The sequence below is a fragment of the Synergistaceae bacterium genome, from assembly GCA_017540085.1.
GTDB lineage: Bacteria > Synergistota > Synergistia > Synergistales > Aminobacteriaceae > JAFUXM01.
In genome coordinates, this window is sequence record JAFYBQ010000029.1 from 51,311 (window position 1) to 75,659 (window position 24,349).

The 24,349-nt window shown below is 50.2% G+C and carries 18 protein-coding genes; 12 read left to right on the top strand and 6 right to left on the bottom strand.

Going from position 1 to position 24,349, the window contains the following annotated elements; translation table 11 throughout:
* Nucleotides 1-83: 83 nt before the first annotated feature.
* From IKQ95_06475 to IKQ95_06485, 3 genes are read right to left on the bottom strand one after another with little or no spacing between them, the layout of a single operon-like run.
* A complete protein-coding gene (locus IKQ95_06475; protein MBR4196338.1) occupies nt 84-1,019 on the bottom strand; it encodes a substrate-binding domain-containing protein in 936 nt (311 codons plus the stop codon).
* 57 nt (nt 1,020-1,076) lie between these two features.
* Complete coding sequence (locus IKQ95_06480) at nt 1,077-2,039, bottom strand: ABC transporter permease (GenBank protein ID MBR4196339.1); 963 nt, start codon at nt 2,037-2,039, stop codon at nt 1,077-1,079.
* An 18-nt stretch (nt 2,040-2,057) separates the two neighbouring features.
* Nucleotides 2,058-3,578, bottom strand: a complete 1,521-nt coding sequence (locus IKQ95_06485; GenBank protein MBR4196340.1) for an ATP-binding cassette domain-containing protein — start codon at nt 3,576-3,578, stop codon at nt 2,058-2,060.
* Between the two features lie 149 nt (nt 3,579-3,727).
* On the opposite strand from IKQ95_06485, the gene IKQ95_06490 reads away from it, so the two are divergent.
* The 9 genes from IKQ95_06490 to IKQ95_06530 all read left to right on the top strand — a co-directional run bounded on the left by IKQ95_06490 (nt 3,728) and on the right by IKQ95_06530 (nt 11,757).
* Nucleotides 3,728-4,603 (top strand): sugar phosphate isomerase/epimerase, encoded by an 876-nt coding sequence (locus tag IKQ95_06490; GenBank protein ID MBR4196341.1) that lies wholly within the window; start codon nt 3,728-3,730, stop codon nt 4,601-4,603.
* 51 nt (nt 4,604-4,654) lie between these two features.
* Nucleotides 4,655-5,719 (top strand): substrate-binding domain-containing protein, encoded by a 1,065-nt coding sequence (locus IKQ95_06495; GenBank protein MBR4196342.1) that lies wholly within the window; start codon nt 4,655-4,657, stop codon nt 5,717-5,719.
* A gap of 97 nt (nt 5,720-5,816) precedes the next feature.
* A complete protein-coding gene (locus IKQ95_06500; protein MBR4196343.1) occupies nt 5,817-7,307 on the top strand; it encodes a sugar ABC transporter ATP-binding protein in 1,491 nt (496 codons plus the stop codon).
* A gap of 15 nt (nt 7,308-7,322) precedes the next feature.
* Nucleotides 7,323-8,330 (top strand): ABC transporter permease, encoded by a 1,008-nt coding sequence (locus IKQ95_06505; GenBank protein ID MBR4196344.1) that lies wholly within the window; start codon nt 7,323-7,325, stop codon nt 8,328-8,330.
* Nucleotides 8,327-9,280, top strand: coding sequence for an ABC transporter permease (locus IKQ95_06510; GenBank protein MBR4196345.1), 954 nt, complete (start codon nt 8,327-8,329; stop codon nt 9,278-9,280). The genes IKQ95_06505 and IKQ95_06510 overlap by 4 nt, the downstream gene beginning before the upstream one ends.
* Nucleotides 9,281-9,479: 199 nt before the next feature.
* Complete coding sequence (locus IKQ95_06515) at nt 9,480-10,022, top strand: hypothetical protein (protein ID MBR4196346.1); 543 nt, start codon at nt 9,480-9,482, stop codon at nt 10,020-10,022.
* Nucleotides 9,953-11,083 carry a hypothetical protein gene (locus IKQ95_06520; protein MBR4196347.1) on the top strand — a complete coding sequence of 377 codons (1,131 nt, stop codon included), beginning with the start codon at nt 9,953-9,955 and terminating at the stop codon, nt 11,081-11,083. Before IKQ95_06515 ends, IKQ95_06520 begins: the two co-directional genes overlap by 70 nt.
* Nucleotides 11,020-11,364, top strand: a complete 345-nt coding sequence (locus IKQ95_06525; protein ID MBR4196348.1) for a hypothetical protein — start codon at nt 11,020-11,022, stop codon at nt 11,362-11,364. Before IKQ95_06520 ends, IKQ95_06525 begins: the two co-directional genes overlap by 64 nt.
* 147 nt (nt 11,365-11,511) lie before the next feature.
* Entirely contained in the window at nt 11,512-11,757 is a 246-nt protein-coding gene (locus IKQ95_06530; protein MBR4196349.1) for a hypothetical protein, read from the top strand.
* Nucleotides 11,758-11,822: 65 nt separating this feature from the next.
* Here the strand turns inward: IKQ95_06530 and pssA are convergent, their stop codons facing one another.
* From pssA to gyrA, 3 genes are read right to left on the bottom strand one after another with little or no spacing between them, the layout of a single operon-like run.
* Nucleotides 11,823-12,554: a CDP-diacylglycerol--serine O-phosphatidyltransferase gene (gene pssA / locus IKQ95_06535; protein ID MBR4196350.1), complete on the bottom strand. Its 732-nt coding sequence runs from the start codon at nt 12,552-12,554 to the stop codon at nt 11,823-11,825.
* Between the two features lie 26 nt (nt 12,555-12,580).
* Nucleotides 12,581-13,201: a phosphatidylserine decarboxylase family protein gene (locus IKQ95_06540; protein ID MBR4196351.1), complete on the bottom strand. Its 621-nt coding sequence runs from the start codon at nt 13,199-13,201 to the stop codon at nt 12,581-12,583.
* Nucleotides 13,188-15,689, bottom strand: a complete 2,502-nt coding sequence (gyrA, locus tag IKQ95_06545) for a DNA gyrase subunit A (GenBank protein MBR4196352.1) — start codon at nt 15,687-15,689, stop codon at nt 13,188-13,190. Before gyrA ends, IKQ95_06540 begins: the two co-directional genes overlap by 14 nt.
* 203 nt (nt 15,690-15,892) lie before the next feature.
* On the opposite strand from gyrA, the gene IKQ95_06550 reads away from it, so the two are divergent.
* The 3 genes from IKQ95_06550 to IKQ95_06560 all read left to right on the top strand — a co-directional run bounded on the left by IKQ95_06550 (nt 15,893) and on the right by IKQ95_06560 (nt 24,180).
* Complete coding sequence (locus IKQ95_06550) at nt 15,893-17,167, top strand: hypothetical protein (GenBank protein ID MBR4196353.1); 1,275 nt, start codon at nt 15,893-15,895, stop codon at nt 17,165-17,167.
* 78 nt (nt 17,168-17,245) lie between these two features.
* Complete coding sequence (locus tag IKQ95_06555; protein ID MBR4196354.1) at nt 17,246-19,858, top strand: hypothetical protein; 2,613 nt, start codon at nt 17,246-17,248, stop codon at nt 19,856-19,858.
* Between the two features lie 146 nt (nt 19,859-20,004).
* The gene (locus IKQ95_06560) at nt 20,005-24,180 is read left to right on the top strand and encodes a hypothetical protein (protein MBR4196355.1); all 4,176 of its coding nucleotides are present in this window, start codon (nt 20,005-20,007) and stop codon (nt 24,178-24,180) included.
* Nucleotides 24,181-24,349: the final 169 nt, after the last annotated feature.

A 24,349-nucleotide genomic window follows, 5' to 3' on the forward strand; every position in this document is an offset into this window, starting at 1 on the left:
TTTAGGGCATGAGTGAAACAGGGTCAAACAAAAACCGCCGTCCCCGAAAAAAGGACAGCGGCAATATTTCCGTGTGTGATAAATTATTTCGACTTCACGAGGATTGCGCTAACGGGAGTTTTCTCCGGGAATGAGCTTGCCGGATACGCTGAGGGATTCTCGACTGCCGCGACAAGTCCCTTGAGTCCAACGATGCCGATGTTGGCGGAGTCCTGCGCTACCGTTCCCGTAAGATTTCCTTCCTTCACCGACTGAATAGCGTCCGAGTCTCCGTCAGTCCCGCATACGTAAATTTCTCCGAGCTTGCCCGCGACTATTACGGCCTGAATCGCGCCCATCGCCATGCCGTCATTGCAGCAGTAAATAGCCTTCAGGTCCGGGAATTGCTGTATCCACGTCATAGCGGTGTCCATTGCTATTTGCCTGTCCCAGTCGCACGACTTAGCCGCAACGATATTCATGCCTGCCTCAGTGAAAGCGGCCTTAGCACCCTTTGCGCGGTCTTCTGATGACTGATTGCCCGCGAGTCCCTCAATGACTCCGACCTGTGCGCCTTTCGCGAGGAGTGAAGCGAGATATTCCCCGCCCATGTGCCCGATCTGAATGTTGTCCGATGAGTCGAACCCTACGCAGACGGCTCCCTGACGCTTCATTTCGCCCTCGTCGAATCTTTCGTCAATGTTCCAGATTGTTATACCGGCCTCGTTTGCTTTCTTGACTCCGGCGATGAGGTTGACTCCGTTGCAGGGTGCTATGGCGATTCCCGCGTAGCTCCCGGAGTTAATGCAGTTCTCAAGAATCGCGAGCTGTCCCTCGTAGTCAATATCGCTCTGAGCTGCGAACATGTCGACATCAAGCCCGTTGTCTTTGGCGTACTTTGCTGTGCCGTCGTGCATTGTGCGCCAGAAATCGGAGTTTGTTGTCTTGAGGATTACGGCGTACTTTTTCGCGGCAATCGCGCCAGAAGCCATCGTAACGACAAGGCAGAGGGTTAATATTGCGGTGAGAAACTTTTTCATTGTAACAAGTCCTTTCACGTTTTATTTTTCCTGAATCACTTTTGTGACTCGGATTCACTATTTTCTTGATGATGTTGATACAAGGTGATCCAATGTTACGGCGACAATAATCAATGCTCCCATCACAACTTTCTGCATTGAAGCGTCAATCATTAATACCGTCATTCCGTAGTTGATGATTCCGATGATGAGTCCTCCTGCGACAACGCCCGGAATTTTCCCGACTCCGCCGAAAAAGCTCGTGCCTCCGATAATCGTTGCGGCAATCGCGAAAGTCTCATAGCCTGTTCCCGCTGTAGGTGCCGCCGCGTTAAGCCGTCCCGTCAAGACAATTCCCGCAAGCCCCGCGCATGTCCCCGAAATCATGTAGACGATCATTTGATGGCGGTGAACGTTAATTCCTGAGTACCACGCCGCCTCACGGTTACCGCCCAATGCGTAAAGATTCCTGCCGACCTTTGTCCGCGCCGTAACGAACCAGAGAATCGCCGCCGCAATCAGCGCGATTATTGCCCCGACAGGAAGGACGTTCCACAGTGTAGCGTTCATGAATTTCGAGAAGCCCGCCGGGAATCCGTAGACGCTTGACGAGTTTGACACAACGAGCATTAACCCAAAGTAAACCGTCTGCATACCAAGCGTAATGATGAAGGGGTGAAGCCCGGTCTTGTTGATCATGAATCCGTTGAGCGCACCGATTAGAGTCCCGCAGAGAACGCCCGCGATACATGCGATGACCCACGGAGTCCCGGCACGCATGAGAAGAGCGGAGCACATGCCAGTAAGACCGCAGGCCGCCGAGATTGAGAGGTCAATATATCCCAAGAGTATGGCGAAAAATTCACCGAGCGCGAGAAGGATATTCACGGCTGACTGTCTGAGAATCTGCGGGATTGATGTTGACGAGAACACCGCCGCAGGACGCGCCACAGCAAGAATGACGAGCAGTAGCAGAAGTATGCTTATTGTTCCGAATCTCTGCCAGAACGCCGCGAAATTAAACGCTTTTTTCTCACTCATTGTAATTTTTCCTCCCTGTTATTCGCTCGTTGATATTCGCACAATTTCTTCTTCTGTTGCCGTGCGTCCGTCAAGAATCGCTTTAAGCTCCCCGCCGTGAAAGACTGCAATGCGGTCGCAAACGGATAATAACTCTGTCTGCTCTGACGAAATCATGAGGACTCCCCGGCCATGTTCGGCAAGCCTCCGCATGAGTATGTATATTTCGCTCTTGCTGCCGATGTCGATTCCCTTTGTGGGTTCGTCAAAGATGAGAATCTCACTGTCAGCCGCGAGCCATTTTCCGAGAATGACTTTCTGCTGATTTCCGCCGGAAAGGTCTACGGTCATTTGCTCCGGGCCTGTGCATTTCACGTTGAGGGCTGTAATCTGCTCGGAGGCCCATTTGTTTTCTTTTGACTCATTGAGGAGTCCGCCGAGTCCGCCTGCTGTTGACTCTTTGATGTACGGCTCAATAGAAATATTTTCCCTGCACGTGAAATTTTTTGCGAAGCCTAATTTACGCCTGTCCTCCGTGAGCATTCCGATTCCCTGCTTGATTGCCGCGTAGGGTTCGTGAATGTCAAGCTCCTTGCCCCGCAAGAAGACCTGCCCCGCGCTTTTCGGCACAGCTCCGAAAACGGCCTCCATTGTCTCAGTGCGTCCTGCACCAACAAGCCCTGCGAATCCGAGAATTTCCCCCTCGTGAAGCTGGAACGATACATTTCTGCAAGTCCCATCGGAGCGCGTTATGTTCCTTGCCTCGAATATCACGGGATTTTTCACAAGCTCGTCCGCTGTCTTGTCCGCGAAATATGTACCCTTTATTTCACGCCCTACCATCAATTTTATGATGTCATCAAGCGAGAGAGAGTCCGCCGGGTAAGTGCCGACATATGTCCCGTCTTTGAGGACTGTTATTCGGTCGCCGATGGCTTTAAGCTCCTTCATTTTGTGGGAGATGTAGACGATCCCGCAGCCCTTTGCTTTAAGCTCGCGGATTAATCCGTGGAGGCGGTCAACTTCTGAGGTTGTGAGAGATGTTGTAGGCTCATCGAGAACGATTACCCTTGCGCCGGAGACGAGAGCCTTTGCGATTTCGCAGAGCTGTTTTTCCGGGACTGCGAGATCCCCGACAAGGGTTGCGGGGTCATGGCGTATTCCGACTTGTTCGAGGACGGATTTTGCGCGGTCTTCCATTGCTTTGAAATCAACAACGGGAATGCCGAGAAATTTTTTCTCCGGGAGTTTTCCGACAAAGAGATTCTCAAGAATTGACAGCTCATTTATCACGCTCAACTCCTGATACACAATCGCTATTCCTTCTTCAACTGAAGTTTTTGTTGACAGCTGTGTGTATTCATGGCCGTTGCAGATAATTTTTCCTGAAGTCGGCTGATAGACTCCCGAAAGAATCTTCATGAGGGTAGATTTTCCCGCGCCATTTTCGCCGACAAGCACATGAACTTCACCGGGCATAATGTCGAAGCTGATACCGTCAAGAGCTTTTACGCCGGGAAAAGTTTTCGTGATGCCGATCATACGAATTAAAGGCTCCACAATATTGACTCCTCCTTCTGATTTTGATGACGTGGAAATGAGGAAATATTTTTATTATTTGGGTTTCTGTAATATAATTTAGCGGAAAAATTTTGTCAATATTATTCATTTCCCAATAACAAAAATTTCATAAGGGGGTAAGTTGTTCCATGAAGTATGGAATCTATGCGCCGTATTGGACTCATGAATGGACATCCGACTACGAATACTACATCCCGAAAGTTAAGCGTCTCGGCTTTGACATCCTCGAAATTTCCTGCGCCGCGTTCATGGAGAAGTACACGACAGAAGCGAAAATGTTAGACCTGCGGAAATGCGCCGAGGACAACGGAGTCATTCTTACGTCAGGTTACGGCCCGACACAGCAGCAGAATATCTGCTCAACCGATCCCGAAATCGTCAAACGCGCAATGGCTTTCTTCCGGGAGCTTCTGCCGAAACTCAAGGTCATGAACATTCACATTCTCGGAGGCGGACTCTATTCCTATTGGCCGCTTGATATGAGTCTCCCGATGGACAAGGAACGAGATTTAGAGGTCTCAATCCGTAACATGAAGGAGCTTGCGAAAGTCGCGGAAGACTGCGAGGTTACATTAGGGATGGAAGTCCTTAACCGCTTTGAAGGCTACATGATTAACACGTGCGAGGAGTGCAAGAAATATATTGACGCAGTAGGAAGCCCCCGCGTGAAAATCATGCTTGACACTTTCCACATGAATATCGAGGAAGACAACATGGCCGCGGCGGTTCGTTCTGCGGGAAAAGATTTATGTCATCTCCATTTGGGTGAACAGAATCGCAGAGTCCCCGGAAAAGGTACGATAGACTGGGCGGCACTCGGTCAGGCATTACGCGACATCAATTATCAGGGCGCGGCAGTGATGGAGCCTTTTGTGCTTTCGGGCGGGACAATCGGAAAAGAGATTCGCGTGTGGCGTGATTTAGTACCTAACGCAACGGAAGAAATGTTAGACCGAGACGCAGAAGGCGCAGTAAGATTCGTGCGTCATGTATTCGGGCTGTAAAGGGATAAATTTCCCGTGAAGCAAAATTCTATCATCGGAGGAATCATCAGCATGAAGAAAGTATTATCGGCGTTGCTTGTTGTTGCGGTGTTGTGTTCCGTGTCATTCGCGGCGGAACTTCCGAAAGGCTATCAGGTCAAGAACGGCTATAATCCGGCGGATTTCGTCTCAAAGAAAAATCCCTCAGAGTTTCGCATGGCCGTCATCGTGAAGGGAGTCGCGGACTGGTTCTCACGTCTTGAAGTCGGCGTAACGAAATTCGCAAAAGATTTCGGCGTTGACGCAAAAGTCCAGTTCCCGGCGACAACTGACGCGGCTTCACAGCTTGAGATTATCGACTCACTTCTCACACAGAATTATGACGCGATAATAGTCGTCCCGAATGACTCCAGCGCGTTAGAGGAATCACTCGGCAACGCATTAGCTCACAAAATCGTCGTCATCGGTCATGAAGCGTCGAACCTCGTCAACTGTCTGTATGATACTGAGGCTTTCAACACGTCCCAATACGGCGAGGCAATGGCGGACGCTCTCGCGACAGCCACCGGCGCAAAAGGTACATATGCTCTCATGGTGGGCTACACGACATCAATAACTCACATGGAGTATGCGAAATTTGAGGCTGACTACATCAAGAAGAAATACCCCGAATTGAAGCTCCTCAATGACGAAGTGCCGACATGCGAGTCTCAGGAGTCAACAACAACAGCATACGAGCAGGCAAAGCAGATACTCAAGAGCAATCCTAATCTCGCTGGATTCATCTGCCACTGCTCAACAGACGGAGGCGGAATCGCTCAGGCCGCTGAAGAAATGGGACTCAAAGGAAAGGTGAAGATTGTTGCCGCCGGTGTGCCGTCATCATATGCGCGTGAGCTGAAAGACGGAGCAATCTACAGCGTTACAACGTGGGATCCTGCGCTTTCGGGATATGTCGCCTGCCTCACAGCGTACAACATTCTTACGGGCGTTCCTGTCGGCCAGGGGTCAGACCTGTCAGCAAAAGGAGCAGCACCGGGATATGAGTCAGTCAACCTCATTGTCGGCGATAATAACTGCTTAATCGGTAACGCTCCCTGCATAGGCACAGCGGAGAATGTAGACAGCTTATTCTAGGGAAAATTCGAGACAGTGAAAATCTGAATGAATGTCCGTCCGTGCAAGCTATGAATTGTCCGGGCGGCATTTCTTTTTGTGAAAGGAGGAAAATTTTGTGCCTGACTATATTTTGAACTGCAGGGGAATCTGCAAATCTTTCGGCGGAGTCCATGCCCTGAGAAATGTTGATTTGCGGGTACAGCGCGGTGAAGTACATTGCCTCGCGGGTGAGAACGGCTGCGGGAAATCGACAATCATCAAAGCTATCTCAGGATTCCAGCCGCAGGACTCCGGCACAATTGAGTTCAACGGCAAGACGTACAAATCATTATCGCCCGTTCTTTCTATCGATTTAGGGATTCAGGTCATCTATCAGGATTTATCGGTCTTCCCAAATTTAACGGTGCAGGAAAATTTAGCCATTAACACCGTGCTTTCACACAAGACAAAAATCTACAATCACCGTCAGCAAAGAGAAATCGCAAAAAAGGTGATGGAGACTCTGAATCTGAATTTAGACCTCGATGTGAGAGTCGAGCAATTGCCGGTAGCGTCGAAACAGTTAATCGCAATCGCAAGAGCGTTATACGCAAAGGCCAATTTCCTGATACTTGACGAGCCTACTACAGCATTAACACGCAAGGAAGTAGATCGACTCTTTGAGCTTATACGAGGACTCAAGGAAAAAGGGATGACCGTGCTTTTTGTCTCGCACAAACTTGATGAGATGTACGAGATTTCCGACAGCATAACGATAATGCGCTCAGGGGAAGCCGTCTACACAGGTGAAATGAAGAGTCTTAGCGAGGACGATTTCACGCGCTACATGACCGGCCATGACATAGCTTTTGACACGAACAAGCACCCGGAAGGACGAATCCGCAAAGACGTTCCGCCCGCGCTTGAAGTGAAAGATTTGTCGGGGCCGGGATTCCGTCATGTGTCATTCTCGGTTCAGCCCGGCGAAATTCTCGGAATCACAGGTCAGTTAGGCTCAGGAAGAAGCGAGCTGTGCAATACACTTTTCGGAATCACAAAGTCAGAAGGCGGCAAAATTTCACGGGACGGAAAAGAGACCAGCATTCACTCCGTTAATGACGCGATACAGAACGGTATAGCCCTCGTTCCTGAAGACAGACTCACAGAAGGATTATTTTTGCCCGTCTCAATCATGGAGAATATCACGCTCGTAAACTACAAGGATTTCACACACAGCGGAATCCTCAGCCAGTCAGCGCAGGAGAAAAACTCTTCCGAATGGGTCAAAGAGATTCACGTGAAGACGGACGATCATTTATTGCCCGTTCAGACGCTATCAGGCGGGAATCAGCAAAAAGTAGTCCTCGCTAAATGGCTGTCGACAAAGCCGAAAGTATTAATCCTCAACGGCCCGACAGTAGGAGTCGACATTGGCGCGAAATACGACATATACCAGCATTTGAGGGATCTTGCCTCGTCAGGAATGGCCGTGATTGTCGCGTCTGATGACTTGGCCGAGGTTGTGAGGCTCTGCGACCGCTCAATAGTCATGCGCGGGGGCGTTATGTCGGGCGAGATTCCCGGCCATGAGCTTACAGCAGAAAATCTCACGAAAGCCATAATGTAGAAAGGAGGTCTTAACGTGAAAAAATTACTGGGAAAAAATGAGTTTTACGTTGCGTTAATCATCGTGATTCTTGCGGCGTTCATTCAGGCGAAATCGGGATTATTTTTCGCCGTCAACAACATTGTAGACCTCTTCAGGGCTATAACAGTCAACGCAATTTACGCCCTCTGCGCGATGTTCGCATTCGTCAGCACCGGGGCTGATGTCTCGTTCCCAATGATAGCCGGAATGAGTACGTATATTGTCTTCAAGCTCGGTGTTGAGACTGGACTCCCGGCTTTTGTCCTCGTGATTATCGCGCTTCTTATCGGGGCGATTTGCGGGTGCGTCAATGGATTCTTTATCGTCAAGTTTCATTTCAACTCGCTGATTGTTACCCTGTCAACGTCATCAATCTGCTACGGAATCGCTTTCGGTGCGCTGAAGGGAGTCCGCATTAATGTCCCTGACCCGTTTATGCCGTTTGCGAATTGGAACATACTGAAGGTTACGAGCGCACAGACAGGACTCGGCGCGTCTCTTCACGGGGCGTTTGTCGTGATGTTATTGATGTACCTTTGCGCGTATATCGTCCTGAATCACACGATGATAGGCCGTGCGATTTACGCGATCGGGGGCGATGAGGTTTCAGCACGGCGGGCTGGGTTCAAGGTTGACGCGATTCGCTTCTCCGTGTTCGTGGCGAATGGTATTGCGTCTGCTATCGGCGGACTCTGTTACGCCTGCATGTGCCGGAACTGCTCCCCGATGGAATATTACGGCGGAGAAATGATAGTAATCGCGGCAATAGTTTTAGGCGGAGTCAGACTCACGGGCGGACATGGATCGCTGTTAGGGTGCTTCTTGGGAACGTTCCTTCTTGGGATGGTCTCGAACTCGCTGACGATGATAGGAGTCTCGGTGTACTATCAGAATGTATTTCTCGGAATAATAATCATTCTCGGAGCGTCAATAGCGGCGATACAGGCGGCAAGGTCAATGAAAACTGTATCAGCGTCAGAAATGGAGGGGACTAACTCATGAGAAGGAACAGTGATTTTATCCGTATGCTGATGATTCTGGCGGTGCTTCTGATTTTCGCCGGAATTACTCGCGGTTCTGCGTTCATGAGCGTGTTAAACTTTCAGACGATAGGCAAGCAGCTCACAGAATACGGCCTTATGGCAATGGGACTCTCCCTCGCAATGATAACAGGAGGTATTGACCTCTCAACTGTATACATCGCTAACTTGTGCGGGGCTTCAGCGGCTCTCATAATGAAGTCAATAGCTCCTCACGGCGAAATTTACGGGATATTGATTGCGTGTGTCATTGCTCTTGTGATTGGACTCATTTGCGGGGGGCTGAATGGCTTTCTCGTGTCAGTCGTAAAAGTTCCTCCGATGCTGGCGACTCTGGGAACGTATGAGCTTTTCTACGGGATAACTATAGTATTGTCGAACGGGAAATCTATCACATCAATTTCAGCCTTCAAGAAATTTGCGTCAACGATGGTATTCGGGGTAGTGCCTCTTCCGTTTGTGATATTCGTAGTCGCGGCGGTGATTCTGTCTGTGATTATCGGGATGACACCTTTCGGGCGTAGGCTTCACCTTGTGGGCGTGAACTCAAAGGCGGCGGCATTCTCAGGAATCAACAATGTTAGAGTCGTTACGGCGGCTTATATGATTTCGGGACTGTTGGCGGCGATTGCGGGATTAATCAGCCTGTCGCGTGTTGCGTCAGTGAAGGCCGATTTTGGGAGCAGCTATGTAATGATGACGATATTAATTGCTGTTCTCGGAGGGTGCGACCCTGACGGCGGAAGCGGAGAGATTCCCGGCGTTGCTGTGGCGGTAATAGTGCTTCAGGTGATTTCGGCGTACCTCAACACAATATCATGGATAAATAATTACTATCGGCAGGCACTTTACGGGCTGTTGCTGTTAGGGTTCATGACGTACAAATATTTCCGTGTAAAGCGGAGACGTTAGCGCAAAAAAAAAATGCCTTCTCCGGGAAAAACGGGGGAGGCTTTTATTTTTCACATTGGCACAAGATAAAGGCTATGGAAAAAAACAGCAAAAACAAAGATAATATTCCGCGTAAATCCGAACAAACATAAAATTTCCGTCATCGATATTACTTGAAACTTTAAGCCCTGTCATTCAAAGCTGAAGGATGTGAAAGAGCGTGAACAGTTTATTACGGTTTTGCACGACAGACACCGCGCAGATTTTTGCGGCATGGGTTTTGTCGACAGCACTTTTCGCCGCGCTGATAACCTACATATCAAAGCACCCGCATAAAAGAACGCTCCCGCTAAAGATATTTTTTGCGGCCATGTTCATTGGAGGGACGGCAATGTACTGTGCATTCCATTGGCTAGAGATTCAACAGGTTCTCGGCGGCCATCTTGAGAATAAGAGCCTTGACTGGGTGAAAAGCGGCAATGCTTCAGCCCTCGACTATATTCTTTACGTGATAATGGTATCTGTTATGGACGTAGGCATGATGTTTTCCGGACGTGGCAACAGCACTGTATTCTACAATCTCCCTGTCTCAAGAAATCCGGCGGCTGTGCTGTTGTTCTGGATGATTCACCTTGTCGCCTTTTACACCGCCGCAAGCGCACTGCTTATACGTTTCGGCAATGACCTTCTCATGTGGCTGAGGATTACGAGTCATCGATACGCGAATCGGGCGGGGTTGTATGTTCGGGCAATGACGCGCTGAAGGCTTCCCCGGAATTTCTGCGGAGGATACGAATAAAGCCGGGCGGGATAAATTTCCGTCTCTTTGCCCTGTCAGATGAGTACGACAAAAATATGCAGTACGCCCGGAATATGTCCGCGTCCCTAGAGAAAATCGGCGTACTTCCTGAGCAGACCGGGCTTATTCTCTTGGGTACTGACGAATGGAAAGGCATGTTTTTTCAGGCGGAAGGGAATCAGTACGGCTACGGGAGCGTTATTTCTTTCGATGAGTACGAGATGAGCGCACGCCTCCTGATGAACAAATACCCTCTCTGCAATGCCATAAATTTTGACGCTGACGGCCGGGCGGCTGAGGATACAGATGTCCTTATAGTCGGTTTCGGGCGAATGGGTCATGAAGTCCTGCGGCAGGTCATCGCTAATGGACAGTTTGAAGGCAGCAGCTTCCACGCAACTGTTTACGATCCCAATTTTGAACACCGTTCGGGCTTCCTGAAGTCCCAGTATCCGAACATGTTCGTGAAGTACAATATAGATTTCGAGCCGCAGAACGCGAGAGGCAGCAAAATTTTCCGCTTCATGGAAGATCACGCCGCGAGCCTGAAATACATAGCGGTGTGCATTGAGGATCGCTACACAGCAAGGGACATAGCCGTTCATATGGTTGACCGACTTCGCAAAATAGGCCGCCCTGTCAATGTTTACACCTGCGACTCGAAAAGCGTGCGCTGTTATTCACAGAACGCGGAAGAGTGCGCTATACACTGGATATATGACTCGGATCTGCTTTATTCGGGAGAGCTTGACGGGTACGCCAGAGAGCTTAATCACGCCTACGCCGGGGGCAGCAGTGCCAATGAAGACTGGAAGAAGTGCGGTTACTTTGACAGGATGAGCAGCCGCGCCAGTGTCGACTATCTCATACCCCTTATACGGAAAATCACGCCGGACTCAGCTTCAGCGGAATTAACCCCGGAACAGCGGGAAAATTTAGCGCGTAGCGAGCATCTCAGGTGGTGCGCGTTCACTACACGTTCGGCTATGATGTTATGGACAAGGAAGAATTTGCGCGGCGTGTGAAAGAACGCCAGAGAGAAATAACAGAGCGCGGAAAATCATCCATAAGGCCGACAAAGAACACAGAGTCAATGACTCACGCCTGCCTCGTAGACTGGGACGAGCTTGACGAAATTTCGCGGATAGAGAACTCTGTAACAAACGGCACTAAGGACTACAAAGACTCCGACAGGGGCAATGTCGATATGGTAATGAAGATTCTGTGCGCTGAATCGGAGAAAGCCGGAGAAATTTCAGGGGGTCTGCTATGGAAAGCAAAGGCTTCAAATACTATGCGTTCATAAGCTACAGCCACAAGGATAAAAAGATTGCCAGGAAGCTACAGAAGTACCTAGAACATTATCACCTTCCGTAAAAACTTCTGGCATCTCGCCCTGATCTGTCCAAAAAAACTCAGCCCTATATTCAGGGGTGAGTCTGAGCGCAGGAAAATGGATTACACGTACAAATTCACGACACTGCGCGGGAAGGGCATAAAGTTTTCTGGAAGATATACACTCCCCGAAAGCAGGCTGTTGACTTCTACGCGGGCGGGGACGGGGATATATCCTACGCGCTTCCGTATGACATCAACGCGGCGTATGACTCCGATGGCAACAAAACAAAAGAGGAATGGGCAAAATAATTTTTTCGGCAAGCCCCCCGCCGACATTCACGGAATATATTGCGGTTCATGAAAATCACAGTCAGCCCGCAAAAAAAGACCCGCCCTCATCAGGCGAGCCTTCCCGGAAATTTATCCCTAATTCTTGTGGCTGACTGCCTCGTCTCTTGCTTCAGGCTTCAGAATCCACTGCCCCCAGTCAAAATGAATCAGTCCGCTCACAATATACAGCGCGAAAAGGAACAGCGGCGCACCCTTCTTCAGGAACACGAACGACAGCACCATCATCGAGAACAGCGCAAGGCATTTCACACCGTCAGCAGTCTTCTTAGTCAGCTTCTTCATGTTCGCGTAGGGTATGCTCGAAATCATAAGGAATCCCGTAAATGCCATCACCCCGGCCATGACCCACGCAGGAAGATTCACACCCGCTATCACGAATGACGACACAAACAGCCCCCCCGCAGGACACGGAAGCCCCTGAAACGGCCCGGGTACATGCACAACGTTGAACCGCGCAAGCCTCAGTGCCACGCAAAGCGCAAAGAAACACGCCACCACAACGCCCGCAATATTCAGACTCCGCGCCGAGACCTGATACAGCAATATTGCCGGAGCAACTCCGAAACTCACGAGATCCGCAAGGCTGTCGAACTCCATCCCGAACTGTGAGCCGCCGCCAAGCATACGCGCAACTTTCCCGTCAAAACCGTCAAATATCACCGCGAAAAACACAAGCCACGCCGCAGGAATATACCGCCCGTGAAGAGTCATTATCAGCGAGAAGAGTCCGCAGAGAAGATTCCCGCTTGTTACCATATTCGGAAGTATGTGCCTGAACTCCATAGGCTTCTTCCCTTTCCTGCCCATTATCCGCCGTATTCTCAGAAAATCCTTCAACCTTTTATCACTCCTATCAAACTTTCTCCGGCCTTAACATTCTCGCCGGGCTTCACACGTATCACTGTATCACCGGGCATGTACAAGTCAACCCTAGAGCCTAGCTTTATCATTCCATAACGCTGGCCTGCCTCTAATACATCGCCCCGCTTCAGCCTGCATACTATCCTTCTTGCGACAAGCCCCGCAATCTGTACCATCATCACAGGGCCGAAAGGTGTTGACAATCCGACAAAATTACGCTCGTTAATCTCAGAGGCTTTCGGGGAAAACGCCGCAATCTTTTTCCCGGGGACATATTCGAGGTAGTCTACTCTCCCTGTGCAGGGGGCGCGGTTGACGTGGACACTAAATATATTCATGAAGATGCCGACTTTCACGCAGTGCCCGGTGAATTTGTGATCGCATTCGGAGATTTCGACTATTTTCCCGTCAGCAGGTGAGAAAAATTTTCCGTCCTCATAGCTTGCTGACCTCTCCGGGTCTCGGAAGAACCACACGACAAGAGCCAGTATCACGCACATCACAGCGCAGGGAATCCACGACAAAAACGCAAACGCCCCCGCGCAAAGTGCCAGGAATATTATTGAGGGGATTCCGTCCCTAGCTATTCTCATCTTCTGACTCTTCCTCGAACGGGATTCCCGCTGTAAGCTCGTCGTTGTCTTCTTCCGTCCGCATTACGCTGAAATCCGCAACCGAGTCGCCCTCGTCAAGCCTGAGAATTATATTGCCGACTGAGTGCCGCTTCATTACCGTGATTCCTTCAACGGGCATACGAATCATACGGCCTTTTGATGAGATTGATATTATCTCGTCAGAGTCCTTCACCGCAACGCTTCCCGATAATTTCCCGGTCTTCTCTGTAAGCTCCATGAGGCAAATACCGCCCGTACCCCTGTGATGAGGCATGAATGACGAAAATTCTACGCGCTTTCCGATTCCGAGCTGGCTGATGACAAGAATTGTCCGGCGTTCGTCAGCAACATCACAGCTTAGTACGCGGTCATTCTTCTTGAGACGGATTGCGATTGCCCCGCGTGCCGTCCTGCTGAGGGGGCGAAATTCTGTCTCAGGCACTCTCAGCGCGAGTCCGTCCCGCGTTACGATGACCATATCATTTTTGCCCGTTGTGAGTCTTACTTGGGCTATCTCGTCGCCTGCGTCAATCTTCATGATACGTTTTGCGCGTTTCGTCTGTAGAAGCTCGCTGAAGGTTACGCGCTTGGCGATCCCCTTGCGTGTGATGAAGAATGCGTACTTGAAATTTCCGCCGCCGTCCCCGGCAATGTTCACGATTCTTTCGCCGTCATATAGAGGAAGATAACGCCCGATAGGCTTTCCCTTTCCCGATTTCGTTTCGGGAACCTCGAATCCTTTGAGGGACATTACCCGGCCCGTGTTCGTGAAGAAATATATATCCCGGTGAGTGTTCGTTACGCTCAACATTTCTATGCTGTCGTCCGCGTGAATGTTCGCGCCCCTCTTGCCCTTTCCGCCGGCGGCCTGAAGACGGTAATATTCAAGCGGCTGACGTTTGATTAGTCCGTCTTTCGAGAGGGTAATTATTATGTTCTCCTCCGGGATTAAATCAGCGTCAACAACTTCCTGAACCTCGTCAACAATCGCCGTCCTTCTCTCATCGCCGAAACGCCCGGCAAGGTCTACAAGCTCCGCCCTGATTACGCCGTCAAGCACTTTCCTGTCAGCAATAATTTCATTGAAGCCGGAAATGTCCGCCAAGAGTTTCGACTGTTCTTCGTCAAGTTTCCCGCGCTCAAGCCCGGTTAGACGCTGTAATCTCATCTCAAGTATCGCCTGCGCTTGTGCCTCTGTGAATCCTAAGACGGACTGCAGGCTTTCTTTTGCCTCGTTCGCGCTGTTTGTTGAGCGGATTGTGCGTATTACCTGCTCTATGTGGGTCAGTGCTTTCTTGAGTCCTTCTATTATATGTTCACGCGCCTTTGCGTTTTTGAGGCGGTATTCTGTCCTGCGTCTGACTACTTCCCGGCGGTAGTTGAGGAAGATAGAAAGCAATCGCTTTATGCTGAGGATTTCGGGGTGTTTGTCGACTAATGCAAGGTTAATCACGCCGAATGTTGACTGAAGTGAGGTGTGCCTGTAGAGCTGTCTCATGATGAGATCCGGATCAGCGTCCCGCGAAAGCTCAATCACTATTCGGAGTCCGTCTCTGTCTGACTCGTCGTGCATTTCGGAGACTCCTTCTATTTCGCGCTCCTGTACGGCCTGCACCATAGCTTCAAGCATCATAGTTTTGTTGACGCTGTACGGAATCTCCGTGATAACAATGCTCTGCTTACCGCGCTTTGACTCCTCAACGTGCATTTTCCCGCGTACTGTGATTTTCCCGCGCCCTGTCGTGTAAGCCTCAAGTATTCCCGAACGCCCTAAAATTTCTCCGCCTGTGGGAAAATCCGGGCCGGGCATGAGCCGCAGAATGTCGGAAATGTCAGCGTCCTCCGGCTCGATTCCGTTGTCGATGAGCCAGCAGAAGACATCAGCAACTTCCTTCAGGTTATGCGGTGGCATGTTTGTGGCCATTCCTACGGCGATTCCTGTTGAGCCGTTGACTAAAAGATTCGGGAGGATTGACGGAAGAGTCTGCGGTTCTTTGAGGGACTCGTCAAAATTTTTGCCCCATTCTACGGTGTCCTCATCGAGATTTGCGAGCATTAGTTCACCCGGCCAGCTCAGGCGGGCCTCAGTGTAGCGCATGGCCGCGGGGCTGTCTCCGTCAACAGAGCCGAAATTCCCCTGCCCGTCTACGAGAGTGTAGCGGAGATTCCAGTCCTGCGCGAGCCGCACCATCGTGTCATAAATCGCCGAGTCTCCGTGAGGGTGATACTTACCCATTGTTTCACCGACAATGCGGGCGGATTTCTTGTAGGCTGTGTTGTGCCTGAGACCTAATTCCGACATGGCATAAAGGACTCTCCGCTGTACGGGCTTGAGGCCGTCCCTCGCGTCAGGCAATGCACGCCCTACAATAACGCTCATTGCGTAGTTGAGGTAGCTTGTTTTTATTTCGCCGACAAGGGGGAGGGTTAATATTTTCTCCTCCTGCTGTTTGCTTTCTTCATTCATGGGATTGTTCGCTGTGATTTCGTCAGGCATAAAAAGTTCTGAGCCTCCTGTCAAAATTGTGTGATAAAAACAAATAATTTTAGCATGATTTGTTGATATAGGAACAGAAAACAGGCAGAGTTGAATTTTCCGTGCGGTTTGAAAAAATATTTTCACTAAATTATAATCATCATAAAAGAGATTTCATACAGGAGGTTAATGTAGTGAGAGGACTTTATTTATTTTCTCTACGCAAAATTCTCTACGCAATATCGTTAGCCGCGCTTCTCCTTTTCCCGCCTCTCATTAAATCCCCGGCGTTCGCTGACTCCGTTACGATTAAGGGCAAACGTCTCGCGGAAATCAGCGACATCGTAAGTACAGCTACAGGCTCAGATTTCCCGGAGATTCAGAAACATTCCCTTATGCTGTTTGAGCGTAAAACAGAAGGAGACGAAGTAGTGTATCAGCCCCGCGTGTTCACCGTTAGCCGGGACGGCTCTTTGAGGAAAGAATACGCGCTTGACGTTCAGCACCATGACGCTATCCACAAGAGCGCAAAGACTCTGACTTCCCGCGAAGATGTCGTCCAGAAAATGGACGTGGCAATTTCCCCGCAACGCTTCGGAATGAGGCGCAATGTCATCTACACAACCGCAGGGCTTTCATTCAGCAATTCATATTACAGCATGACAGGCTTCCAGACAGTACACAGCAGCGGAACAGAAAACAACGCAAGCATGACAACTCCCAAAGAGAAAGACCCACAATGGTACTGGGGAAGCTGCAACATGTTGGGAAACGCGGCCATTACGCTAAAGGGCATGGAAGACAAAGACGTTTTCATTCTTGTTCGCGGCAAACCGTTGGGCACTGTGAGGGATCTCAACTTTGACTATTTGGTAGTCGACAGAAACGAATCGGGAGATCTCAGCAGTCATCTCACCGACACTACTATCACCGGCGGAGACAAATATTTCAAAGATAAGTACGCCAACTTCAGCGGCACAATCCGGGGACTCTCTATTACCGCAGGGGACTTTGACGGCGATGGCTACAAGAATGAAGTTCTCATGACATTTACTTGCCAAACGGGCATTTACGCTTATATTGAAAAAGTATTAACAGGAGACAGAGACGTTATATATGGGGCTGAAATGATGCCGATGACGGTAATTAAAGGCGATACCTCTATTTGGGGGGTTGATCTTTCGCCGCAGTTCTCAGGTATTGCCCTTGCCGGGGATTTTGACGGAGACGGAGTACAGGAAGCGGCAGTTGTATCCAAAGCCAGAGACCTCACCACCGGGGTCATAAGAGTCAACGTCTTCAAGTACAACTCCGGCGCATGGAAAAGAGACTGGCTTGATACCATTGTCTCCCAAAACTGCACTCTCAAAGCTACTAGGGCTGACCTTAACGGAGACGGGCAGGACGAGATTGTTATGCTTGTTTTAGACGGAATTACTGCCCCTCGTCTTGAGTTCTGGGGCTTCTGAAAAGGGTCAATAAAACCTGTCCGCAACGCGCATTGCAACAAGACTCTCGGATTTGTAGTCAAGGAAGATGAGTACAACTTGTCTTACAAGACAGAGGAAGATTTCTCACTGACCGCCGGGCCTCTTCTCGGCACTCGCGGACATGCAAAGCTCGCGGAGGACATAGCGATAAGTCATGTTAATTCTGAGGGAAGCGCGGTATATGTAGTGCCTACAATCCTTAAACCTAACAGAAATTTTACGGATTTCGGCGATGAAAAGAAGATTTACGAATATAGAGGCACAGACTCAGCCAGGAGAGGCGGACTCATTACGGGGGACTTCGCGAACGAGACTCTAATGCTCGGCAAGCCCTCACACACTCTGGACGACCATGATGTGAGCTATATTACTTTGCTTCAGGCTCTCCCGTACCATGTCGACAACGTTGACATAGACGGAAATCTCACATCTTACCCGATGAACTACACGTTCAGCGGATTCGGAGATATGGCTGACGGCATAGCGGGAAAAATGCGTGTTCAGTACGTAAGAACAACCGAAAGTAGCGGGAGCGGCTCCGCTAATTTCGGACTGGCTTCAACGACTGAAAATATTTCGGTTTTGGACAAGGCCGGGCCGTATGTGCTTGGCTACCTGAAATTCCACACGGTACAGGCGAACATAGCGGGCAATTTCGAACCCAAAGCGAAGCCCGTGGCGGGTGCTCTGAACACGGTGATGGATTTAGTAACCGACAAGATAGACAAGACTACGACAGAAGCAACCAATTCCACGGAGACATTAACCATTAAAGACGGCATTGACGCGAGGCAGTTCGACAGGCTCATAACGTACAGGTCAGCCCAGCACATATGGCGTTACAGTATTCTGAATAACCCTCTGCCGTCATGGTATATACTCGGCCCGAAAGCGGATTACGTCAGCGGGGACTTCAGCAGTAGAGACGTTGTGAGCAAGAGGCGTTACATTACGTTCTCAATGTATGACAATCCTGTCCCCGGTTCAACAACTTCTGACACGAACGGCAGTTATCAGGCGCGTCATGAGGAGGGAAATTTCTTCTCGTATCCTTCGCTGATTGAGGACATTGAAGGCTATGCGCCCGGCGGAGCTCTTGTAAGCCAGCCTTACAGCGCGATGTGGACGAAATCCGACACGAGCAAGTCAATATCATTCGAGCAGACGAAAATAGAATCGCAGAAGTATGAAGAGACTGTACATAAGAGCGAGCTGTCAAATGTCATATCGGCTGTAGCGTCATTTTTCGGGGCTGACGATCCTACGGGGGTTCCTCCGTACACGTCGCACTCTGAGACGTTCGTCAAGAAATATTCAAAGAATGAAGCGATAAACATTGAGGTTTACGGAAGGACGACACTCCCCGGCGAGAATGCGGCGCATACATTGATGGCGATGCCCTATGTTGCGCGTGAAAATACAATGAAGGTCGGAACAGCGGTTCAGCTATACAACTACGGCTATCAGGACAGCCCGGCACTATGGCGCACTGGAAGCCGTTACGGCAGGTATGCGGATCCCGCGCTGGTTCTGCCGTTCAAGTATGTGATGATGGGCGCGGCATTTCATGCGGCAGATCAGATTACAGCGTCAAAGGTGCGGGGGCTGAGATTCTATGTTCCTGCGCTGAAACTTGACTCGGGCAACAGCATACTAGGCGGGCTTACGTACAAGATAAGCGTCCCGATATACAACGCAAGTTTCAGGGACACGGGAGAATTTGAGGTGAAACTGTCATACACGGATTCGATTGACCTCTCTGCGCCTCACACGAGCGGCGAACTTCACCACATCGATACGGTGAAGATGTCGTTAAACGGCTGGCAGAACGGGAGCAGGCTCAATAAGGGCTGGGCGGAATTTACGTGGAATGTACCTGACAAGCTCGATGACGGCACATATTACTTCTACATTGAGATTGACCCATCGCACAGTTTGACGGAAGTCCACGAGTCGAGGCTTGATGCTAACGACACATTAGTTGACATTGGCGGAAACAATGAGGGTTACTTCAGGTTCAATTACACTGCGCCAAGCACGATTGTGAACAAGCATAATGCCAAGGTGAGCGGCGCGTTCAAAGCGGCAGCTCATTCTGGCAACGGGACAATATTCCGCACGGCATACAGGCGCGGGGATTCTGAGGGAAGAGTCAGCCCGGCCTCGACTGTTTACGATACTACGGGAACGGTAAGCGTGAATGCGAAACTTGACGGCGAAGAGAAAATAGAGGTTCCCTACCTCCTTCCGATGTTAGGGGAAATGCCTGCTGTGAACTCGCGGGACGCTATCCCGGTTGAGTGCGAGATTACGTACAACGGAAATGAATACTACCCGGAGGCGTATTTCTACGGAGTCCGCTACAAGCCGGGGACATTGGACTCGGTGTACGGTAATTCGATTGTTTCGGACGATGCTGTGAGCGAGTATTTCATGGTCGAAAGTCTTCCGCTTGTGCCTGGAAAGACAGTGAAATTCACGATGAGCCTTCACCCGGACGATGTAGACTGGGAGAACGGATCAGGATTTGAGCTTGTTGTGCCTGAGCTTACAACGGCGAAAGTCGTACAGTCGGATGGCGTTGGCTCTACAAGCGGAGGATGTGAGTCAGGCTTTACGGCGTTAGGCTTGGGACTCCTTCTCGCAATTCTCAGAAAGAAATCACAATAGCAGGCACGAAAAATTTTCCCCTCGGATTCAAGGCCGGGGGGATTTTTTTGTCAGCAAGAAAAGCAAAAAGATTTTCCGCCTAAATTGAAAAAATATTTTCTCGGATTTATAATTTCCGCGCAAAATTTTCAAAGGAGGTTAATGCAGTGAGAAGACTTTTTTTATTTTCTCTACGCAAAATTCTCTGCACAGTATCATTAACCGCGCTTCTTCTTTTCCCGTCATTAATTGAGACTCTGCCCTTCGCTGAAGCCGTAACCATCAAGGGCAAGAGGCTCGCGGAAATCAGCGACATCGTGAAGACAGTTACGGACTCAGATTTCCCGGAGATTCCGAAACACTCCCTTATGCTTTTTGAGCGTACCAGAACCGACTCAAGCACATTGACTTACCAGTCCCACGTGTTCACAATCAGCTCTGACGGCTCACTGCTGAATGAAAACGCCACACTCGACAACTACGACAGCGAATATTTGCCCGTGGCTTCCTCGACAGGTGTCATTGAGAGAATGGACGTATCTGTGTCCCCGAAACGCTTCGGAAACAGGCTCAATGTCGTGTTCGCAACCGCCGGAATCACAACCGACTACAACAGCCGCTACGGTCTTCAGACAGTTGAGAGCAGCGGCTCAGGAAGCAGCGCGCAGATAAGCCAAATCATGAGCGATTACGATATGACAGACGACAACCGCAACGCCTGGGGCAATGCGTGCCTTTCTGTTGAGGGCATGGAGGACAAGGACGTTTTTGTTATCGCCCACAGCAGCAAAATGGATACGAGCGGAAATCTTTACCTCAAGTTCGTAACGGTCAACAGAAATGAATCGGGCGACAACGGCTATATTAACGACTTGAACGTTGACGGAGGAGACTCGCAGGGCTGGAAAGCATTTGATTACAGCAACGGCATTCGCGGAGTTGACGTAGCGGCGGGCGACATTGACGGCGACGGCCACAGGAACGAAATCGCCCTAACTTTCAATGCTAACGGCTCTGTTGAGCTGTATATCTTCCAAGTAAAGAAAAGCGGGGACTCTGTAAGTGTAAGCCGGATTCACCGCGAGCTTATTCATGACGGTTATTCAGGTGGCAATGAAGGCTATAAGCAGGCGTGTCCGAATGTCGTTGTCGGAGATTTTGACGGAGACGGAGTTGATGAGGCTGCATTTGTCGGCAGGGTTTACCCGTGGAACGGCTACGAGGAGTGTAACAGCATGAGAGTCGGCATTCTTGATTACAACGGCGGCAGCTGGAGATACGAATCCGACAGCTTTGACACTAGCAGCATTTACGAAGCTCCGTGCAGGGCGACAAGGTGCGATTTTGACGGGGACGGAAAAGACGAGATAGCGATACTCTTCTTCCAAATGCCATTAAACGAGGAACTCGCTAGGACGTTGGGCATTGCTCAAGGCAATTTTAGCACCACATTATATCCGCGACTCGAACGCTGGTATTGCAATCAGGGTTCAATAACGCCTCACCGCGACTATGACCGCAGGAAGGGCGGCTCAAACTTAGTTGATGACACAAGCTTTCTGGGTGGCCTAAAAAGCGTACAGAATGACACAAGCGTACTGGGATATACCGTTGAGGACACCGATGACTACTACAAGATGGTTGAGGAGTTCTCGATAACCGCCGGGCCTCTCACAGGCAGAAAGGGAAAAGTCAAGCTCGTTGAGGATGTAGTAATAAGCTATGTCAACTCCAACAGGAGCAGCGTTTACGTCATTCCGACACAGCTTGACTCAAACGAGGAATTTGCCGGCTTCGGCGACACTCAGACCGTCTTCAACGTTGAGGACTCCAGCGAGGGCAGGAGGGGCGGACTCATTACGTCTGACTTTGCGAACGAGACTCTAATGCTTGACAAGCCGACTCACGTTCAGGATGAGCATGACGAGAGCTATGTTGCACTGCTTGAGGCACTCCCCTACCATGTCGATAACGTAGGCACAGACGGCAAACTCGCGGATGCCCCGATAAATTACACGTTCAGCGGGTTCGGCGACATGGCGGACGGCATAAAGGGAGATATGAGCGTGCGCTACATTACGCGGAAATCCGAAAGCGAGCAGAAGGATGTATCATTCGGACTCGCGTCAACAACTGAAACTGTTTCAATGCTCGGCAAGGCAGGGCCGTATGTTTCGGGCTACCTGAAATTCCGGGCGACTGAGGCCAACATAGCCGGGAACTTTGACCCAAGAATAAAAGCCGCGGCGGGAGCTTACGAGTCCATCATGAATTTTGTTACGGACAAGATAGACACGACAACAACGAACTCACAGAGCTACGCAAATTCCGCGACTGTAAGCACGACAATGGAGGCCAAACAGTATGACGGCTTTATCACCTACACTGCGCCACAGCACATATGGCGGTACAGGATACTTAATGACCCTCTGCCGTCATGGTACGTACTCGGCCCGAAAGCTGATTACGTCAGCGGGGACTATAGCGGGGTAGAAAGCCAGTCTCACCACCTGACATTCTCAATGTACGATGACGCGACCCCGGCAACGACATACTCAAATCAGCATTACGCATACCAAGCCCGGCACGAGGAGGGAAATTTCTTCTCGTACCCCTCAACAGTTGAAGACATCGAGGGCTATTCATCCGGCGGTGCTCTTGTCAGCACACCTTACAGGGCGCAATGGGCGAAAAATGAGGTCGGCATGACGATATCATTCGACCAGTCGCAGATAGACTCGCAGAAATATGACGAGACCATACAGAAGAGCCAGCTCACCAAAACGGTGTCTGCAATCGCGTCATTCTTCGGGGCGAAAGATCCGAGTCCGTTACCGCCGTACACGTCGCACTCTGAGTCGTTCGTCAAGAAATATTCCAGCCAGGAAGGGATCGAAATAAAGGTTTACGGAAGGACGACGCTTCACGGAGAGGATGCCGCGCACAGGATTATAGCTATGCCGTTCACGGCGCGTGAAGGGGCTATGACGGTCGGGACTGCGGTAGAGCTTCTCGAAGTCGGCGAACCCTACGGCCCTGCTCTGTGGTGGACGAACGGCCTTTACGGCCAGCACGCTGACCCCTCGCTTGTACTGCCCCGCAAGTGGGTCATGAACGGCGCGGCACTTCACGCCAACATTCAGCAGTACGCCTCAATGGGACGCGGTATAAGGTACTATGTTCCATCGCTGAAGCTGGACTCGGACAACAGCATTCTCGGCGGGCTTGAGTATGAGATAAGTATACCGATATACAACGCCAGTTTCGTGGACACGGGAGAGTTTGACGTGAGTCTCTCATATGTTATCAGAGAGTCATTTGACATTTCAGCTCCGCGCAGCACAATGGGCAACCTCAATCACATACAGACAGTAACAATGTCATTGGAGGGCTGGCAGAACGGCAGCACGCTCAATAAGGGCTGGGCAAAATTCACATGGGATGTCCCCGCGAATCTTGAGGACGGGCAATATTACTTCTATGTTCAGATTGACCCGGAACACAAGCTGAATGAGGTACACGAGTCGAGGGTCAGTGATGACGGCCAAATTGCGGACGTTGGCGGAAACAACGAGGCATATTACGTATTCAACTATTCTTCGCCCAGCGCACTTGAGGCCAAGCAGGAGAGGCAGGCGAGCGCGTCATTCAGGGCGGCGGCTCACACGGGCAACGGCACAATCCTGCGCACGGCGTACAGGAGCGGAGACGAGGAAAACGGAGTCAATTCGGCAATGAGCGTTTACGACACAACGGGAACGGTGAGCTTGAAGGCAAAAGTTGAAAGCTACGATGACGCAATAGATATTCTGTACCTTCTCAGCTTCATTGAGGACATAGTAGGGACAGGCTCGCGGGATTCATTCCCTGTTGAGTGCGAGCTGGAATACACCGGGGACGAGTATTACCCGGAGGCGTATTTCTACGGCGTGAACTACAAGCCCGGAGCATTGGAGGCAGTGAACAATGATTACTCGAAAGTGTCGGACGACGCTATTAGCGGGTACTTCATGGTCGACAAACTTATGCTAGTGCCGGGAAAGACGGTGAAATTCATACTTGAGCTTCACCCCGGTCAAGTAGACTGGATAAACGGCTCAGGGTTTGAGCTTGTTGTCCCTGAGCTTACGGCGGCAAAAATCGTGGACTCGGATGATGTTGACGGCGGGTCATCAGGCGGAACAGACTCCGGGAGTGGGTCAGGGTCAGGCGGAACGGAAGTTATTGGTGTTGGCTCTACGAGCGGAGGATGTGAGTCAGGCATCGGAATTTTTGCGGCGTTGATTCTTGCGGGGGCGTTCATTTCCGGGAAGGCAGAGCGCGGACAGCAATCCCAAAAATAAACAGCAAGTGTAAAAACGATAAGGGGAGAATTAAAACGCTCCTCTTATTTTTTTATGTTAAAATTCCCACATCCATTTATTTACTCACTATAAGAAAAATTATCACAGACATCAGAAACTTCACGGCGTTAAGGGCATAATTATAGCCTGAGTCCTGAGTCCTGAGTCC

Coding starts and splice junctions, on each gene's coding strand:
- IKQ95_06475 (MBR4196338.1), bottom strand. CDS start 1,019: ATGAAAAAGTTTCTCACCGCAATATTAACCCTCTGCCTTGTCGTTACG.
- IKQ95_06480 (MBR4196339.1), bottom strand. CDS start 2,039: ATGAGTGAGAAAAAAGCGTTTAATTTCGCGGCGTTCTGGCAGAGATTC.
- IKQ95_06490 (MBR4196341.1), top strand. CDS start 3,728: ATGAAGTATGGAATCTATGCGCCGTATTGGACTCATGAATGGACATCC.
- IKQ95_06495 (MBR4196342.1), top strand. CDS start 4,655: ATGAAGAAAGTATTATCGGCGTTGCTTGTTGTTGCGGTGTTGTGTTCC.
- IKQ95_06510 (MBR4196345.1), top strand. CDS start 8,327: ATGAGAAGGAACAGTGATTTTATCCGTATGCTGATGATTCTGGCGGTG.
- IKQ95_06530 (MBR4196349.1), top strand. CDS start 11,512: ATGGATTACACGTACAAATTCACGACACTGCGCGGGAAGGGCATAAAG.
- pssA (MBR4196350.1), bottom strand. CDS start 12,554: ATGGGCAGGAAAGGGAAGAAGCCTATGGAGTTCAGGCACATACTTCCG.
- IKQ95_06540 (MBR4196351.1), bottom strand. CDS start 13,201: ATGAGAATAGCTAGGGACGGAATCCCCTCAATAATATTCCTGGCACTT.
- gyrA (MBR4196352.1), bottom strand. CDS start 15,689: ATGAATGAAGAAAGCAAACAGCAGGAGGAGAAAATATTAACCCTCCCC.